The organism is Streptomyces sp. RLA131, assembly GCF_056270125.1.
In genome coordinates this window covers 2,159,236-2,176,231 of record NZ_JBWDOQ010000002.1, presented here as the reverse complement: position 1 = coordinate 2,176,231, position 16,996 = coordinate 2,159,236, and the positions used below count along the sequence as shown (strand labels likewise).

Genomic DNA, 16,996 nt, shown 5'->3' with positions numbered 1-16,996 from the left:
GCAGCAAGCAGGCGCAGTAAGCAGGCGCACCAAGGAGGGGACATGACCGGACCCGACCGGTCCGTACGCGCTCCGGCCCGCCCGGCACGGCCGTCCGTGCCCGCTCCGCCGGGCCGCGTACGGGTCCCGCGGCCCCCCGTCCCGGGCGCCCCGCGCCGCCCCGGCCCGCTGCGCGGGGCGGCGGGCGCCTTCCGGAAGGCCAAGAACGCCTGGGACCGGCCGCTGACCGCCTACTACGTCCTGCTCGGCAGCAGCCTGCTGATCACCGCGCTGGGCCTGGTGATGGTCTTCTCCGCCTCGCAGATCAAGGCGCTGGAGTACGGCCAGCCGTCCACGTACTACTTCCGCAAGCAGCTCTTCGCCGCCGTGCTGGGCACCTGCCTGCTGGTGGCCGCCTCACGCTTCCCGGTGCGGCTGCACCGGGCGTTCGCCTATCCGCTGCTGGCCGGCTCGATGTTCCTGATGTGCCTGGTCCAGGTGCCGGGGATAGGGCAGTCGGTCAACGGCAACCAGAACTGGCTCTATCTCGGCGGCCCGTTCCAGCTCCAGCCCAGCGAGTTCGGCAAGCTGGCCCTGGTGCTGTGGGGCGCGGACCTGCTGGCCCGCAAGGACGACCGGAAGCTGCTCGTCCAGTGGAAGCACATGCTGGTCCCGCTGGTCCCGGTCGCCTTCATGGTGCTCGGCCTGATCATGCTCGGCGGCGACATGGGCACCGCGATCATCCTCACCGCGATCCTCTTCGGCCTGCTGTGGCTGGCCGGGGCCCCCACCCGGCTCTTCGCCGGCGTGCTGTCCGTCGCCGGCGTCATCGGCATCCTGCTGATCAAGACCAGCGGCAACCGCATGGACCGGCTCGCCTGCATCGGCGCCACCGATGTGACACCCACCGGCGGCTGCTGGCAGGCCGTGCACGGCATCTACGCCCTCGCCTCCGGCGGCTGGTTCGGTTCCGGGCTCGGCGCGAGTGTGGAGAAATGGGGACAACTCCCCGAGCCGCACACCGACTTCATCTTTGCCGTGACCGGGGAGGAACTGGGCCTGGCGGGTACGTTGTCGGTGCTCGCCCTCTTCGCGGCTCTAGGCTATGCGGGTATCCGCGTGGCCGGTCGTACGGAGGACCCCTTCGTCAGGTTTGCCGCGGGAGGCGTGACGACCTGGATCACGGCCCAGTCCGTGATCAACATCGGTGCGGTGCTCGGCCTGTTGCCGATCGCCGGCGTCCCGCTCCCGCTGTTCTCCTACGGGGGTTCGGCTCTCCTGCCGACCATGTTCGCGATCGGGCTGCTGATCTGCTTCGCCAGGAGCGAGCCCGCGGCGCGAGCGGCCCTGGCCGCGCGGGGACCCGGCTTCCTCACGGGAACCGTGACACGGACAATGAGGCGGTTCGCCGGACGGCGGCCGTCGGGAGAGCGGTGAATTTCGGTGCATGTCGTACTCGCCGGCGGAGGAACCGCCGGTCATATCGAGCCCGCGCTCGCGCTCGCCGATGCCCTGCGCAGGCAGGACCCGACCGTGGGGATCACGGCACTGGGCACCGAACGCGGCCTGGAGACCCGGCTGGTCCCCGAGCGCGGCTACGATCTGGCCCTGATCCCCGCCGTCCCACTGCCGCGCAAACCCACCCCCGAGCTGATCACCGTCCCCGGGCGGCTGCGCGGAACCATCAAGGCCGCCGAGCAGATCCTCGAACGCACCAAGGCGGACTGCGTCGTCGGCTTCGGCGGCTATGTGGCGCTGCCCGGCTATCTGGCCGCCAAGCGGCTCGGCGTGCCGATCGTCGTCCACGAGGCCAACGCCCGCCCCGGCCTGGCCAACAAGATCGGCTCGCGTTACGCCCACGCCGTCGCGGTATCCACCCCCGACAGCAAGCTGCGCGACGCCCGGTACATCGGCATCCCCCTGCGCCGTACCATCGCCACCCTGGACCGCGGCGCGGTCCGCCCCGAGGCCCGTGCCGCCTTCGGCCTCGACCAGAACCTGCCGACGCTGCTCGTCTCAGGCGGCTCCCAGGGTGCCCGCCGGCTCAACGAGGTCATCGCCACCGTCGCGCCCCGGCTCCAGCAGTCCGGCGTCCAGATCCTGCACGCCGTCGGCCCCAAGAACGAGCTGCCGCACGCCGACAACATGCCCGGCATGCCGCAGTACCTCCCGGTCTCCTACCTCGACCGGATGGACCTCGCCTACGCCGCCGCCGACATGATGCTCTGCCGGGCCGGTGCCATGACCGTCGCCGAGCTGTCCGCGGTCGGCCTCCCGGCCGCGTACGTCCCGCTGCCGATCGGCAACGGCGAGCAGCGCCTCAACGCCCAGCCCGTCGTCAAGGCCGGCGGCGGCCTGCTGGTCGACGACGCCGAACTCACCCCCGAGTGGGTCCTCTCCCAGGTCCTGCCGGTCCTCACCGACCCGCACCGGCTCTACGAGATGTCCCGCGCCGCCGCCGAGTTCGGCCGCCGCGACGCGGACGACCTGCTGGTGCGCATGGTCTACGAAGCGGTCGCCTCGCGGCGGTAGGTTTCCAGCGGGCCCACCGGTGGCCGGCGAGATCCGGCCACCGGCGGACAGCCGCCAACGAGACCGCAACCCGGAGGATTCCGTGGCCGCAACGACCACCGCCGAGCAGCAGCGGCCGGCGCCGCCGTCCGTCCCCGTACGGCGGCGGGCCACGCTGCTGCTGCTGATCCTGGCCACCGTGCTGACCGTCGCGGGCAGCTGGCTGTTCTACGGTTCCTCCTGGCTTCGCGCCACCCGTGTGCAGATCACCGGCACCCGTGTGCTGACCCCGGCCCAGGTCGAGGCGGCGGCGGACGTCCCGCTGGGCGGCCCGCTGGTGTCGGTGGACACCGACGCGATCACGAGCCGGCTGACCGGCCGGCTGCGCCGGATCGACCATGTGGTCGTCGAACGCTCATGGCCGCACACCATCGCACTGAAAATCGTCGAAAGAACTCCGGCCGCCCTCCTGGAAAATGACGGAAATTACACCGAAGTGGACGCCGGCGGTCTTCGTTACGCCACTGTCGAAAACGCCCCGAGCGGTGTCCCTCTCGTCGAATTGAGGCTCGCCCGGGGTGCCGGCTACCGCCATTTCGGGACAAAGGCGCTGCTGCGCTCCGCCGTCGAGGTGGCGGACGATCTCCCGGACGCCGTCCGCCGCCAGGCGCGGGTCATCCGGGTCCGTTCCTACGACGGGATCAGTATCCGGCTGTCGGGCGACCGCACGGTGGTGTGGGGGAGCTCGGAGAACGGGGCACGGAAGGCGGCCGTGCTCACCGCGCTGATGAAAGCGGCGGGGGACGCGGATCACTTCGACGTGAGCGCGCCCACCTCGCCTGCCGTGTCCAGTGGTTGACCAACCCATTGACATGAGCCGTAGCCTGGTTGGTCCGGTGAGGCGTGATCACATAGGGTCAAAAGAAAAACGGGAGGGTTCGGCGTGTTCGTTGAACGCGAACCGCTTGTCGATTTAGTGTCCTGTCCCAGAGAACCTGCGCGACAGGCACACTGGTAACCCTAAACCTCAGGGTTAGGGTTCGGGTCGGCCGGCGTTGAACCGTCCCCGTCCCACAGGCATACGTAACTCGAGGCGAGAGGCCTTCGACGTGGCAGCACCGCAGAACTACCTCGCAGTCATCAAGGTCGTCGGCATCGGCGGCGGTGGCGTGAACGCCATCAACCGGATGATCGAGGTCGGTCTCAAGGGCGTCGAGTTCATCGCGATCAATACCGATGCGCAGGCCCTCCTGATGAGCGACGCCGACGTGAAGCTCGACGTCGGCCGCGAACTCACCCGTGGTCTGGGCGCCGGCGCGAACCCCGATGTCGGCCGCAAGGCCGCCGAGGACCACCGCGAGGAGATCGAAGAGGTGCTCAAGGGCGCCGACATGGTCTTCGTCACCGCGGGTGAGGGCGGCGGCACCGGCACCGGTGGCGCGCCCGTGGTCGCCAATATCGCCCGCTCGCTGGGCGCCCTGACGATCGGTGTGGTCACCCGGCCGTTCACCTTCGAGGGACGCCGCAGGGCCAACCAGGCCGAGGACGGCATCGCGGGGCTCCGCGAGAATGTCGACACCCTCATCGTGATCCCCAACGACCGTCTTCTGTCGATCTCCGACCGCCAGGTCAGTGTGCTGGACGCGTTCCGCTCCGCGGACCAGGTCCTGCTGTCCGGCGTCCAGGGCATCACCGACCTGATCACCACCCCGGGCCTGATCAACCTGGACTTCGCGGACGTGAAGTCCGTGATGTCCGAGGCGGGTTCGGCCCTGATGGGCATCGGCTCCGCCCGGGGCGACGACCGCGCGGTCGCCGCCGCCGAGATGGCGATCTCCTCGCCCCTGCTCGAAGCCTCCATCGACGGCGCCCGCGGCGTCCTGCTCTCCATCTCCGGCGGCTCCGACCTCGGCCTGTTCGAGATCAACGAGTCCGCCCAGCTGGTCAGCGAGGCCGCGCACCCGGAGGCCAACATCATCTTCGGCGCCGTCATCGACGACGCCCTCGGCGACGAGGTCCGGGTCACCGTCATCGCGGCGGGCTTCGACGGCGGCCAGCCGCCGACCACCCGCAGCCGCGACAAGGTGCTCGGCGCCTACGGTTCCCGCGAGGAGGCCCCCGCGCCGGCTCCCGAGACCCCGCGATCCACCTACGGCGGCCTCGGCAGCATCACCCCGCGCGAGGAGCCGGTGGAGCCCACGCCGGTCGCGGAGATCCCGGCACCCACCCCGATCACCCCGCAGGTTCCCCCGGCCCGCCCCTACCAGGACACCTCGGCCGAGGAACTGGACGTCCCCGATTTCCTGAAGTAGGCACAGCCTCAAGTGATAGGGCACAGTCACACCGACAGCGGCGCGCACTTCGCCTTCACCGACCGGTGGGGCGGGGTGAGCGCCGCTCCGTACGACAGCCTCAACCTCGGCGGCGCCGTCGGCGACGACCCCGAGGCGGTCCGGGCCAACCGCGAGGCCGCCGCGAAGTCCCTGGGCCTGGACCCGGGGCAGGTGGTCTGGATGAACCAGGTGCACGGCAGCGATGTCGCCGTGGTCGCTCCGCCGGGCCCCGGCGGCCCGGACGGTACCGGCACCCCCTGGGGCCGGCGGCCGGCCCCCGAGGTCGACGCGATCGTCACCACCCGGCCGGGCCTCGCGCTCGCCGTGCTCACCGCCGATTGCGTTCCGGTCCTGCTGGCCGACCCGGTCGCCGGGGTGGTCGCCGCCGCCCACGCCGGCCGCCCGGGACTGGTCGCCGGTGTGGTGCCCGCGGCGGTGGAGGCCATGGTCGGCCTCGGTGCCCGCCCGGAGCGGATCACCGCCGTCACCGGCCCCGCGGTCTGCGGCAGGTGCTACGAGGTGCCGGACGCGATGCGCGACCAGGTGGCCGCCGTGGTCCCGCAGGCCTGGGGGACCACGAGTTGGGGCACCGCCTCGGTGGACGTCGTCACCGGCGTGCACGCCCAACTCGCCCGGCTCGGCGTGCAGATGAGTGAGAAATCCGACGTCTGCACGATGGAGTCCGCGGACCATTTCTCGTACCGCCGCGAGCGCACCACCGGACGACTCGCGGGATATGTCTGGCTGGACGGCGCTGTCTGATGAGTGATCGAAGAACCGAACTCGCCACGAACCTGGCACGGGTCGAGCGGCGGATCGCCGCCGCGTGCGCGGCCGCCGGCCGGGACCGCGACGAGGTCACGCTGATCGTGGTCACCAAGACCTACCCCGCCGACGATGTGATGATCATCTCGGAACTCGGTGTCCGCGATGTCGCCGAGAACCGCGACCAGGACGCCGCCCCCAAGGCCGCCGCCTGCGCCGCTCTCCCTCTGACCTGGCACTTCGTGGGCCAGTTGCAGACCAACAAGGTCCGCTCGGTGGTCGGTTACGCCGATGTCGTGCACTCCGTCGACCGGCTCCGGCTGGTGGACGCGCTGTCGGCCGCCGTACTGAAGTCGGACCGGGCCGACCGCGAATTGGGCTGCCTGGTCCAGGTCGCCCTGGACGCCGATTCCGGGCAGCGGGGCAGCAGGGGCGGCGTCGCCCCCGACGCCGTCGCCGGGATCGCCGACGCGATCGCGGCGGCCCCGGCGCTGCGCCTTGACGGAGTGATGACGGTCGCACCGCTGGCCGGGCCGTACGCGGGTCAACCTCGCGCCGCTTTCGATCGGCTGGTGGAAATCTCATCCGGCCTGCGCTCGGCTCATCCGGCTGCGAACATGGTCTCGGCAGGGATGAGTGCGGACCTGGAGGAAGCGGTGGCGGCGGGTGCGACACATGTACGCGTCGGTAGCGCGGTACTCGGAGTCCGTCCCGGGCTCGGGTAACGTCACCAAACAAGTCGGACCACACCAAAAATATGGTCTTTCCCCGCTGAGAGGACGCAGAGCATGGCCGGCGCGATGCGCAAGATGGCGGTCTACCTCGGCCTCGTGGAGGACGACGGTTACGACGGCCCGGGCTTCGACCCCGACGACGAGTTCGAGCCGGAACCGGAGCCCGAGCGCCCCCGCCGACCGCATCAGTCCCATCAGACGACACAATCGGACGAACCCGTACGCATCGTGCATGCTCCCGCCCCCCGGGAACCACGGATCGCCCCAGTGGCATCTATCACACAAGAACGTCATAGCCTGGAGAAGAACGCACCGGTGATCATGCCTAAGGTCGTGTCCGAACGAGAGCCGTACCGGATCACGACGCTCCACCCCCGGACGTACAACGAAGCCCGTACGATCGGGGAACACTTCCGCGAGGGGACCCCGGTGATCATGAATCTGACGGAGATGGACGACACGGACGCGAAGCGTCTTGTCGACTTCGCCGCGGGTCTGGTCTTCGGTCTTCACGGCAGCATCGAGCGGGTGACGCAGAAGGTGTTCCTGCTGTCGCCTGCTAACGTCGATGTCACGGCGGAGGACAAGGCCCGCATCGCCGAGGGCGGGTTCTTCAATCAGAGCTGATATACGAAACCGTAGAAACCCGGCCGCAGGGCCAGTGGACGAGCAAGGGAGAGGGAAGCACGATGAGCGTCGCGCTACAGGTGCTCTACATCGTGCTGTTCTGCTTCCTGATTGTCCTGATCTTCCGATTGGTGATGGACTACGTCTTCCAGTTCGCCCGTTCGTGGCAGCCTGGCAAGCCGATGGTGGTTGTCCTGGAGGCGACCTACACTGTCACCGATCCGCCGCTCAAGCTTCTGCGGCGGTTCATTCCGCCGCTGCGTCTCGGGGGCGTGGCGCTCGACCTGTCCTTCTTCGTATTGATGATCATCGTGTACATCCTGATCTCCGTAGTAGGGGGCCTGATGTGAACGGTGTGGGCTCCCGATATGCCGACGATCACGTTGAGGTGAAGAGATGCCGCTGACCCCCGAGGACGTTCGTAACAAGCAGTTCACGACCGTCCGACTGCGAGAAGGCTACGACGAGGACGAGGTCGACGCCTTCCTCGACGAGGTCGAGGCGGAGCTGACCAGGCTCCTGCGAGAAAACGAGGACCTGCGGGCCAAACTGGCCGCGGCCACCCGAGCCGCCGCCCAGAACCAGCAGCAGGGCATGCGCAAGCCCGAGCAGCAGGACGGCCGGGGTCCCGGGGCTCCCGTGCCCGCCGCCATATCGGGCCCGCAGCCGGTGCCGCCGCAGCAGATGGGCCCGCCTCAGCAGCAGGGCCCCGGCAGTGGTCTCGCGCTGCCCGCCGGTCCCAGCTCGATGGGCCAGGGCGGTCCGATGCAGCAGGGCAACCCCATGCAGCAGATGCAGCAGGGCAATCCCATGCAGCAGCAGGGCAACCCCATGCAGCAGCAGATGCAGCAGGGCCCCGGCACCATGGGTGGCCAGGGCCAGATGGGCCAGATGGGTCAGATGGGCCAGGGCGGTCCGATGCAGCAGGGGCCCGGCCCGATGGGCCAGCACCCCATGCAGCAGCAGGGCCCCATGGGTGGCGGTCACCCGATGCAGCAGCAGGGTCCCGGTGGCGACAGTGCCGCCCGGGTGCTCTCCCTTGCCCAGCAGACCGCCGACCAGGCGATCGCGGAGGCCCGTTCCGAGGCCAACAAGATCGTCGGCGAGGCCCGCAGCCGCGCCGAGGGCCTGGAGCGGGACGCCCGTGCCAAGGCGGACGCCCTGGAGCGGGACGCGCAGGAGAAGCACCGTGTCGCGATGGGCTCCCTGGAGTCCGCCCGCGCCACGCTTGAGCGCAAGGTCGAGGACCTGCGCGGCTTCGAGCGCGAGTACCGGACGCGACTGAAGTCCTACCTGGAGAGCCAGCTGCGTCAGCTGGAGACCCAGGCCGACGACTCGCTCGCTCCGCCGCGTACGCCTGCGGCCGCGTCGCTCTCGTCCTCCTCCGCCGGTATGGGTGGCGGTATGGGTGGCGGTATGGGCGGTGGCATGGCCTCCGCCGGTGCGGGCTCCATGGGTGCCGGCACGATGGGCGGCGGCCAGTCCTACGGCAGCCAGGGAATGGGCGGCCACGGCGGCCCCAACCCGACCTACGGTGGCCAGCAGCAGATGTCGCCCGCGATGACCCAGCCGATGGCTCCGGTCCGCCCGCAGGCGCCGCAGCCGCTCCAGCAGGCGCCCACGCCGATGCGTGGCTTCCTGATCGACGAGGACGACAACTAGGTCGCCGGCCGGTCACCCGCAGCACAAAGGGCCGGGCCCTGAGGAATCGCTTCCTCAGGGCCCGGCCCTTTTCGCGTGTCCGATCCGCCGTCCGGGCCACGCCGGGGCGGATCGCCGGCCTCACCGCAACGGCCCCCCGGGACCGTACGGCGGTCCCTCCTCACCCGGCACTCCGGGTGAGGAGGGACCGCGGCCGCGTATTACCGCTTGCGCAGGCGGAAGACCAGGCCCAGGGCCTCGTCGGTGAACGCGGCACCGTAGGAGTCGTCGCCCTCGCCCTCGGCGAAGTCCGTGCCGAGGACCTCGTCGGAGACCAGGCCGGCGTGCTCGGCCAGGGCGGCGGACAGCTCCTGGTCGGTCGACCGCCAGCGCAGGGCGATGCGGTCGGCGACGTCGAGGCCGCTGTTCTTGCGGGCCTCCTGGATGAGCCGGATGGCGTCCCGGGCCAGGCCCGCGCGGCGCAGCTCCGGGGTGATCTCCAGGTCCAGGGCGACGGTGGCGCCGGAGTCGGAGGCGACGGACCAGCCCTCGCGCGGGGTCTCGGTGATGATGACCTCGTCGGGGGACAGGCTCACCGGCTCGCCCTCCACCTCCACCGTCGCCGTGCCCTCGCGCAGGGCGGCCGACAGGGCGGCGGCGTCCGCGCCGGCGACGGCCTTGGCGACGGCCTGGACGCCCTTGCCGAAGCGCTTGCCCAGGGCCCGGAAGTTGGCCTTGGCGGTGGTGTCGACCAGAGAACCGCCGACCTCGCTGAGCGAGGCCAGCCCGGCGACGTTCAGCTCCTCGGCGATCTGGCCGCGCAGCTCCTCGCCCAGGGCGTCGAAACCGGACGCGGCGACCAGCGCGCGCGACAGCGGCTGACGGGTCTTCACGCCGGACTCGGCGCGGGTGGCGCGGCCCAGCTCGACCAGCCTGCGCACCAGCGCCATCTGCTCGGACAGCACCGGGTCGATCAGCCCCGCCTCGGCCGTCGGCCAGGACGTGAGGTGCACCGACTCCGGGGCGCCCGGGACCACCGGCACGACCAGGTCCTGCCACACCCGCTCGGTGATGAACGGCGTCAGCGGGGCCATCAGCCGGGTGACCGTCTCGACGACGTCGTGCAGGGTGCGCAGCGCCGCCGGGTCGCCCTGCCAGAAGCGCCGACGCGAGCGCCGCACATACCAGTTGGACAGGTCGTCGACGAAGGCGGAGAGCAGCTTGCCGGCCCGCTGGGTGTCGTAGGACTCCAGGGACTCCGTCACATCCCGTACCAGCGCGTTGAGTTCGCCGAGCAGCCAGCGGTCGAGCAGCGGGCGGTCGGCGGGCGCCGGGTCGGTGTCGCCGGGTGCCCAGCCGGACGTGCGGGCGTACAGGGCCTGGAAGGCGACGGTGTTCCAGTACGTCAGGAGGGTCTTGCGGACGACCTCCTGGATGGTGCCGTGGCCGACCCGGCGGGCGGCCCAGGGGGAGCCGCCGGCGGCCATGAACCAGCGGACGGCGTCGGCGCCGTGCTGGTCCATCAGCGGGATGGGCTGCAGGATGTTGCCCAGGTGCTTGGACATCTTGCGGCCGTCCTCGGCGAGGATGTGGCCGAGGCACACCACGTTCTCGTACGCGTTGCGGTCGAAGACCAGCGTGCCGACCGCCATCAGCGTGTAGAACCAGCCACGGGTCTGGTCGATCGCCTCGGAGATGAACTGCGCGGGGTAGGTGCGCTCGAACAGCTCCTTGTTGCGGTACGGGTAGCCCCACTGCGCGAAGGGCATGGAGCCCGAGTCGTACCAGGCGTCGATGACCTCGGGGACGCGGGTGGCGGTGGTCTGGCACTGCGGGCAGTCGAAGGTGACCGCGTCGATGTACGGGCGGTGCGGGTCCAGGCCGGTCTGGTCGGTGCCGGTGAGCGCGGAGAGCTCGGCCAGCGAACCGACGCACGTCAGGTGGTCCTCCTCGCAGCGCCAGATGGGCAGCGGGGTGCCCCAGTAGCGGTTGCGGGACAGCGCCCAGTCGATGTTGTTGTTCAGCCAGTCGCCGAAGCGGCCGTGCTTGACCGACTCCGGGTACCAGTTGGTGCGCTCGTTCTCGCGCAGCAGGGCGTCCTTGACGGCCGTCGTCCGGACGTACCAGGAGGGCTGCGCGTAGTAGAGCAGCGCGGTGTGGCAGCGCCAGCAGTGCGGATAGCTGTGCTCGTACGGGACGTGCCGGAAAAGCCGGCCGCGGGCTTCGAGGTCGGCGACCAGCGCCTCGTCGGCCTTCTTGAAGAACTGGCCGCCGACCAGCGGCAGGTCCTCCTCGAAGGTGCCGTCGCGGCGGACCGGGTTGACGACCGGCAGGCCGTAGGCCCGGCAGGTCCGCAGGTCGTCCTCACCGAAGGCGGGGGCCTGGTGGACCAGGCCGGTGCCGTCCTCGGTGGTGACGTACTCGGCGTTGACGACGTAGTGCGCGTCCGCCAGCTCGATCAGCGTGAAGGGACGGTCGTACGTCCAGCGTTCCATCTCGCGGCCGGTGAAGCTGAGACCGGTCGGCTCCCAGCCTTCGCCGAGGGCCTTGCCGAGCAGCGGCTCGGCGACGACCAGCTTCTCCCGGCCGTCGGTGGCCACCACATACGTCACGTCGGGGTGCGCGGCGACGGCGGTGTTGGACACCAGGGTCCACGGGGTGGTCGTCCACACCAGCAGGGCCGCCTCGCCCGCGAGCGGGCCGGAGGTCAGCGGGAAGCGGACGAAGACCGACGGGTCGACGATGGTCTCGTAGCCCTGCGCCAGCTCGTGGTCGGACAGGCCGGTCTCGTCACGCGGGCACCAGGGCGCCACGCGGTAGTCCTGGACCAGCAGGCCCTTGTCGAAGATCTGCTTGAGCGACCACCAGACCGACTCGACGTACTCGGGGTCCATGGTCCGGTAGGCGTCGTCCAGATCCACCCAGTACCCCATTCGGGTGGTCAGCTCGGCGAAGGCGTCGGTGTGCCGGGTCACGGACTCGCGGCAGCGGGCGTTGAACTCGGCGATGCCGTACGCCTCGATGTCCTTCTTCCCGGCGAAGCCCAGCTCCTTCTCGACCGCCAGCTCCACGGGCAGGCCGTGGCAGTCCCAGCCGGCCTTGCGGGTCACATGGTTGCCCTGCATGGTCTTGAAGCGCGGGAAGACGTCCTTGAAGACGCGGGCCTCGATGTGATGGGCGCCGGGCATGCCGTTGGCGGTCGGCGGGCCCTCGTAGAAGACCCACTCCGGCTTGCCCTCGCTCTGCGCGAGCGAGCGGGCGAACACCTTGTTCTCCTGCCAGAACGCGAGCACCTCGTGCTCCAGCGCGGGCAGGTCGACCTGGGCGGGGACCGGGCGGTACTGCGTCATCGGTTCTGCCTCCGGCGGACACGTGTGTGCGTATTCCGTCGGAGGGACGAGATGGCGCTGTCGCGCGCTCCCGCGGTACCACCCTCCTTGGCGGCGCACCCGGTGGGTCCGCAGCCCCCTCATTGGGGTCGCGCTGCCGGTTCTACTCGCCCCTGACGGGGCTTTCCTCCGGCGGCTCCGGGGTGATCTTCACGTCGCGCACACCCCCGGGCTTCCACCGTCCCCGGGTCGCTCTTGGCTGCGTGCGGCGCTACTCGTCCCCTTCCACGCCTTTCGCTCCGCCCAGTGTACGGGGGCGGGGACGCGCTGTCGGCACGGTTTCCGGGCACCCGGCGCGTGACCCGAATGGCCCGGTTGGCACCGCACTACCGGGAAGTACCGGAATACCCGGCGGTCAGCTGGGCACAACGGATGCGTACCCGCGTCCCGACCGGGCACGGCGGGCGGATCCGGCGGCGTCCCGCGTTGCCGCGGCTCGGGAGTCGATTTATCGTTCCGGCACGATTCGCGCGCAACATCACCATATGTGAAGGGGCCGTGGCCATGGTGGCGAGAACGGCGAAGAAGACAGCTGCGCCGGCCGGGAAGACGGTGCCGGCGAAGAAGGCCGCGCCCCCGGGCAAAGAGGCGGCCACGGCCACGAGGAAGGCAACCCCGGCGAAGAAGACCGCGTCTGCGAAGAAGCCGGCCAAGTCCGCGAAGGCGGCGGCGAAGGCCCGGCCGTCCACGAAGGCGACCGAGCCGGTCAAACCGGTCAAACCGGTCAAGCCAGTCAAGGCAGTCAAGGCAGTCAAGAACACGAAGGCCGTCAAGGCCACGAGAACGGGAGTCAAAAAGGTGGTTGCCAAGAAGACCGAGGCCCGGACGGCCGCGCCGCAGCCGAGCGCCGTGCCGACCCCCCGCGCCGCCGTGCCGGGAGAGCTGGCCGTACGCCCCGGGGAGGACCCCTGGACGCCCGAGGAGGCCGAGCAGGCCCGTACCGGGCTCCAGGAGGAGGGCGTCCGGCTGCGGGCCGAGATCGTGACGTCCGAGGCCGCGATCGCAGGGCTGCTGCGCGACTCGGGCGACGGTGCCGGTGACGACCAGGCGGACACCGGCACCAAGAACATCACCCGCGAGCACGAGATGTCGCTGGCCGCCAACGCCCGCGAGATGCTCACCCAGACCGAGCACGCCCTGGACCGGCTGGACGCGGGCACCTACGGGCTGTGCGAATCGTGCGGGAACGCGATCGGCAAGGCCCGGATGCAGGCTTTCCCGCGGGCCACCCTGTGCGTGGAGTGCAAACAGCGGCAGGAACGCCGCTGACCGCGGTCCGGCCCGTACGTGTGTGCCGTAACCTCGTCCTCGTCAGGAAGGGACGTACGTACATGGCGAACGCGGAACACACCGCAAGCACGCAGGACGAGGCGACCGGACCCGCCCCCCGCAGGGGCTCGCGGAGGATCGCCGTGCTGCTCGGCGTGGCGGTGTTCGCCTACCTCCTGGACCTGCTCAGCAAGCTCTGGGTGGTGACCAGCCTCGAAGGGCACGAGCCGATCTCCGTACTCGGCCAGTACCTGCGGCTGGAGGCCGTACGGAACGCGGGCGCGGCCTTCGGCTTCGGGCAGGGCATGACGATCGTGTTCACGCTGATCGCGCTCACGGTGATCGGCGTGATCGCGCGGATCGCCCGCAAGCTCTACAGCCTGCCGTGGGCGATCGCGCTGGGCCTGCTGCTCGGGGGCGCCTTCGGCAACCTCACCGACCGGGTCTTCCGCGCGCCGGGCTTCCTGGAGGGGCACGTGGTGGACTTCGTCGCGCCCATCCACTTCGCGGTCTTCAACCTGGCCGACTCCGCGATCGTCTGCGGCGGCATCCTGATCGTGCTGCTGTCCTTCAAGGGCCTGGACCCGGACGGCACCGTCCACAAGGACTGAGTCCGGGGCGGCCGGGCCGCCCCGGACGGGCGGCCGGGGCGGGCAGCCGCCGGAGTCCGTCATACTCGATCGGGTGAGCACCCTTCCCCAGAGCACCCCCGAGATCCGCACCCTGCCCGTACCCGACGGCCTGGAGGGCGAGCGGGTCGACGCCGCCATCGCCCGCATGTTCGGATTCTCGCGGACCAAGGCGGCCGAACTGGCCGCCGCCGGGAAGGTCAGCATCGACGGCAGCACCGCCGGAAAGTCCGACCGCGTCAACGGCGGCGCCTGGCTGGAGGTCGAGATGCCGGCCCCGCCGCGCCCGGTCGAGATCGTCGCCGAGCCCGTCCCCGGGATGAGGATCGTGCACGAGGACGATCACGTCGTCGTCATCGACAAGCCGGTAGGGGTGGCCGCCCACCCCAGCCCCGGCTGGACCGGCACCACCGTCATCGGCGGTCTGGCCGCCGCCGGGTACCGGATCTCCACCTCCGGCGCCGCCGAGCGCCAGGGCATCGTGCACCGCCTGGACGTCGGTACCTCCGGGCTGATGGTCGTCGCCAAGTCGGAGATCGCGTACACCCTGCTCAAGCAGCAGTTCCGCGAGCGGACCGTCGACAAGCGCTACCACGCCCTCGTGCAGGGCCACCCGGACCCGATGAGCGGCACCATCGACGCGCCGATCGGCCGCCACCCCAACCACGACTACAAGTGGGCCGTGGTCGCCGAGGGCAAGCCCAGCGTCACCCACTACGACCTGGTCGAGGCGTTCCGGGCGGCTTCGCTGCTGGACATCAAGCTGGAGACCGGCCGAACCCACCAGATCCGGGTCCACATGTCCGCCCACCGGCACCCCTGTGTCGGCGACCTCACCTACGGCGCCGACCCGACACTGTCCAAGCGGCTCGGACTCACCCGGCAGTGGCTGCACGCCGTCCGCCTCGGCTTCGAGCACCCCGGGGACGGCGGCTGGGTCGAGTTCGCCAGCGACTACCCGGACGACCTGCGGCACGCCCTGGACACGGTCCGGGACGAGAGTGCCTGAGCGGCCCTACCAGCTGCGGGTGGCCACCACCCCGGCCGACCGCGAGGCGTACTTCGGCGTCCGGCACGAGGTCTTCGTCGTCGAGCAGAAGGTGCCCGCCGAGCTGGAGTACGACGCGTACGACGCCGAGGGCGCCGCCGCCGTGCACCTCCTGGCGACCGGCCCGGACGGCGCCGTCGGCGCAGGCCGGCTGCTTCCCGGCGCCGGTCGCACCGACGGCACCGGCATCCTCGGCCGCCTCGCGGTCACCGGCGCCGCGCGCGGCCTCGGCATCGGGGCGGCACTGGTCGGTGCCATCGAGGACGAGGCCCGGCGGATCGGCCTGACGGCCGTCGAACTGCACGCCCAGACCCACGCGCTGCCCTTCTACGAACGGCTCGGATACCTCGCGTACGGCCCGGAGTACGAGGAGGCGGGCATCGCCCACCGGTCGATGCGCCGCGAGCTGGGACGCCCCGCGACACGTTAGCGGCTCCGGCCGCATGGCAGGCTGAGGGCGTGGATCAACTCGCACTCTTCTTCGCCCTGATGCTGGCCGCGATCGTGATGGTGCCGCTGGGCGACCGGATCGGGCTGCCCTCACCGGTGCTGATGACGCTGCTCGGGATCGTGATGGCGCTGGTGCCGTTCGTCCCGAACGTCGAGATCAACCCGGATCTCATCCTGCCGCTGGTTCTGCCACCGCTGCTCTACGCCTCCGTACAGCGCACGTCCTGGCGGCAGTTCGCCGCCAACGTACGGCCCATCCTGCTGCTCGCGGTCGCCCTGGTCTTCATCACCATGGCCGCGGTCGCGGCCGTCGCCCACTCCGTCGTCCCCGGCATCACGCTGGCCGCGGCGGTCGCGCTCGGCGCGCTGGTCGCGCCGCCCGACCCGGTCGCCGCGACGGCGGTGGCGGGCAAGCTGGGGCTGCCCCGCCGGATGGTGTCGATCCTGGAGGGCGAGGGCCTGTTCAACGACGTCACGGCGATCGTGCTCTACAACGTGGCGATCGCCGCGGCCGTCACCGGCACCTTCTCCTGGCCGCACGCCCTCGGCGAGCTGTTCCTGTCGGCGGTCGTGGCCGTCCTCGTCGGCGTGGCCCTGGGCTGGGGCGCCGGCAAGCTCATCGGGCTCGTCGACGACCCGACGCTGCAGATCGGGCTCACCCTGCTGGTGCCCTTCGCCTCCTACGCCCTCGCCGACGAGGCGAGCGGCTCCGGCGTACTCGCCGTCCTGACCACGGCGCTCTTCCTCGCCGAGTACGCCACCGATGCCGACGACGTGACCGCCCGCCTGGCCGGCGGCACCTTCTGGGAGGTCGTCGACACCCTGGTCACCGGCATCGCCTTCGGGCTGATCGGCCTGGAGCTGCACAATGTCGTCGGCGTCGGCTCCGGCCGCTGGGGCTCCATCGCCGCCCACGCCGGCCTGGTGGTCGCCGTGGTCATCGGCGTACGGCTGCTGTGGCTGCTGCCGGCCGCCTGGGTCGCCAAACGGATGCACCGCCTGCGGGACCTGGACGAGGACATCCCGATGAGCTGGCGGGAGACCGTCGTGATGTGGTGGGCCGGCATGCGGGGCGTCGCCTCCATCGCCCTCGCCCTGGCCATCCCCCTCCACACCGACGCCGGCGGCGACTTCCCGGCCCGCGACGAGGTGCTCTTCATCGCCTTCTCGGTGGTCCTGGCCACCCTCGTCCTCCAGGGCCTCACCCTGCCCTGGATTGTCGGACGGCTCGGCGTCAGCGGCGACACCGAGGCCGAGCACGACCTGGAACGGATGCTGGCCCTGCGGGCCATGATGGCGGCCAAACACCGCCTCAAGGAGATCGAGGCGGCCGAACCCATCCCGGAGGAGCTCGCCGAACAGCTGCAACGGCGCGCGGTGGACGTCGGCGTACGGATCTGCCCCGACATCCTCGACGACGAGCGCCGCGAGGCCCATCGCAAACGCATCGGCCGCACCCGGGCCATCCAGCGCATCCAGGGCGAGATGCTCTCCGCCGCCCGCCACGAGGTCCTCGCCGCCCGCAGCGAACCCGGCTACGACCCGGAGATCGTCGACCGCGTCCTGCGTCAACTCGACCTCCACAGCCTGCGCGGCGCGCCCCGGCGGAGCTGAGGCCGTG

At 70.8% G+C, this 16,996-nt stretch carries 16 protein-coding genes; 14 read left to right on the top strand and 2 right to left on the bottom strand.

Features of this window, described 5'->3' with window-relative positions; genetic code table 11:
- Nucleotides 1–42: 42 nt before the first annotated feature.
- From ftsW to RWE79_RS10815, 9 genes are all read left to right on the top strand, one after another.
- Nucleotides 43–1,416 (top strand): putative lipid II flippase FtsW, encoded by a 1,374-nt coding sequence (ftsW, locus tag RWE79_RS10855; RefSeq protein WP_475939830.1) that lies wholly within the window; start codon nucleotides 43–45, stop codon nucleotides 1,414–1,416.
- A gap of 6 nt (nucleotides 1,417–1,422) precedes the next feature.
- Complete coding sequence (gene murG, locus RWE79_RS10850) at nucleotides 1,423–2,511, top strand: undecaprenyldiphospho-muramoylpentapeptide beta-N-acetylglucosaminyltransferase (protein WP_475939829.1); 1,089 nt, start codon at nucleotides 1,423–1,425, stop codon at nucleotides 2,509–2,511.
- Nucleotides 2,512–2,593: 82 nt separating this feature from the next.
- Nucleotides 2,594–3,349, top strand: a complete 756-nt coding sequence (locus tag RWE79_RS10845) for a cell division protein FtsQ/DivIB (RefSeq protein WP_475939828.1) — start codon at nucleotides 2,594–2,596, stop codon at nucleotides 3,347–3,349.
- Nucleotides 3,350–3,599: 250 nt separating this feature from the next.
- Nucleotides 3,600–4,802: a cell division protein FtsZ gene (gene ftsZ / locus RWE79_RS10840; RefSeq protein WP_475939827.1), complete on the top strand. Its 1,203-nt coding sequence runs from the start codon at nucleotides 3,600–3,602 to the stop codon at nucleotides 4,800–4,802.
- A gap of 12 nt (nucleotides 4,803–4,814) precedes the next feature.
- Nucleotides 4,815–5,585 (top strand): peptidoglycan editing factor PgeF, encoded by a 771-nt coding sequence (gene pgeF, locus RWE79_RS10835; RefSeq protein ID WP_475939826.1) that lies wholly within the window; start codon nucleotides 4,815–4,817, stop codon nucleotides 5,583–5,585.
- Nucleotides 5,585–6,313 (top strand): YggS family pyridoxal phosphate-dependent enzyme, encoded by a 729-nt coding sequence (locus tag RWE79_RS10830; protein ID WP_475939825.1) that lies wholly within the window; start codon nucleotides 5,585–5,587, stop codon nucleotides 6,311–6,313. Before pgeF ends, RWE79_RS10830 begins: the two co-directional genes overlap by 1 nt.
- 63 nt (nucleotides 6,314–6,376) lie before the next feature.
- Nucleotides 6,377–6,949: a cell division protein SepF gene (locus tag RWE79_RS10825; protein WP_475939824.1), complete on the top strand. Its 573-nt coding sequence runs from the start codon at nucleotides 6,377–6,379 to the stop codon at nucleotides 6,947–6,949.
- A gap of 62 nt (nucleotides 6,950–7,011) precedes the next feature.
- Complete coding sequence (locus RWE79_RS10820; RefSeq protein ID WP_475939823.1) at nucleotides 7,012–7,299, top strand: YggT family protein; 288 nt, start codon at nucleotides 7,012–7,014, stop codon at nucleotides 7,297–7,299.
- Between the two features lie 46 nt (nucleotides 7,300–7,345).
- A complete protein-coding gene (locus RWE79_RS10815; protein WP_475939822.1) occupies nucleotides 7,346–8,611 on the top strand; it encodes a DivIVA domain-containing protein in 1,266 nt (421 codons plus the stop codon).
- A 200-nt stretch (nucleotides 8,612–8,811) separates the two neighbouring features.
- On the opposite strand, the gene ileS is transcribed toward RWE79_RS10815, so the two are convergent.
- Together ileS and RWE79_RS10805 are read right to left on the bottom strand one after the other, a co-directional pair.
- Nucleotides 8,812–11,940, bottom strand: a complete 3,129-nt coding sequence (gene ileS, locus RWE79_RS10810) for an isoleucine--tRNA ligase (protein ID WP_475939821.1) — start codon at nucleotides 11,938–11,940, stop codon at nucleotides 8,812–8,814.
- Between the two features lie 365 nt (nucleotides 11,941–12,305).
- Nucleotides 12,306–12,788 (bottom strand): hypothetical protein, encoded by a 483-nt coding sequence (locus RWE79_RS10805; protein WP_475939820.1) that lies wholly within the window; start codon nucleotides 12,786–12,788, stop codon nucleotides 12,306–12,308.
- On the opposite strand from RWE79_RS10805, the gene RWE79_RS10800 reads away from it, so the two are divergent.
- From RWE79_RS10800 to RWE79_RS10780, 5 genes are all read left to right on the top strand, one after another.
- On the top strand, nucleotides 12,778–13,248 hold the full coding sequence (locus RWE79_RS10800; RefSeq protein WP_475939819.1) for a TraR/DksA family transcriptional regulator: 471 nt from the start codon (nucleotides 12,778–12,780) through the stop codon (nucleotides 13,246–13,248). The two genes, RWE79_RS10805 and RWE79_RS10800, sit on opposite strands and share 11 nt — an antisense overlap.
- A gap of 62 nt (nucleotides 13,249–13,310) precedes the next feature.
- Nucleotides 13,311–13,859, top strand: a complete 549-nt coding sequence (gene lspA, locus RWE79_RS10795) for a signal peptidase II (protein WP_475939818.1) — start codon at nucleotides 13,311–13,313, stop codon at nucleotides 13,857–13,859.
- Between the two features lie 73 nt (nucleotides 13,860–13,932).
- A complete protein-coding gene (locus RWE79_RS10790; protein ID WP_475939817.1) occupies nucleotides 13,933–14,886 on the top strand; it encodes an RluA family pseudouridine synthase in 954 nt (317 codons plus the stop codon).
- A complete protein-coding gene (locus RWE79_RS10785) occupies nucleotides 14,879–15,355 on the top strand; it encodes a GNAT family N-acetyltransferase (protein WP_475939816.1) in 477 nt (158 codons plus the stop codon). Before RWE79_RS10790 ends, RWE79_RS10785 begins: the two co-directional genes overlap by 8 nt.
- Nucleotides 15,356–15,384: 29 nt before the next feature.
- Complete coding sequence (locus RWE79_RS10780; protein ID WP_475939815.1) at nucleotides 15,385–16,989, top strand: Na+/H+ antiporter; 1,605 nt, start codon at nucleotides 15,385–15,387, stop codon at nucleotides 16,987–16,989.
- Nucleotides 16,990–16,996: the final 7 nt, after the last annotated feature.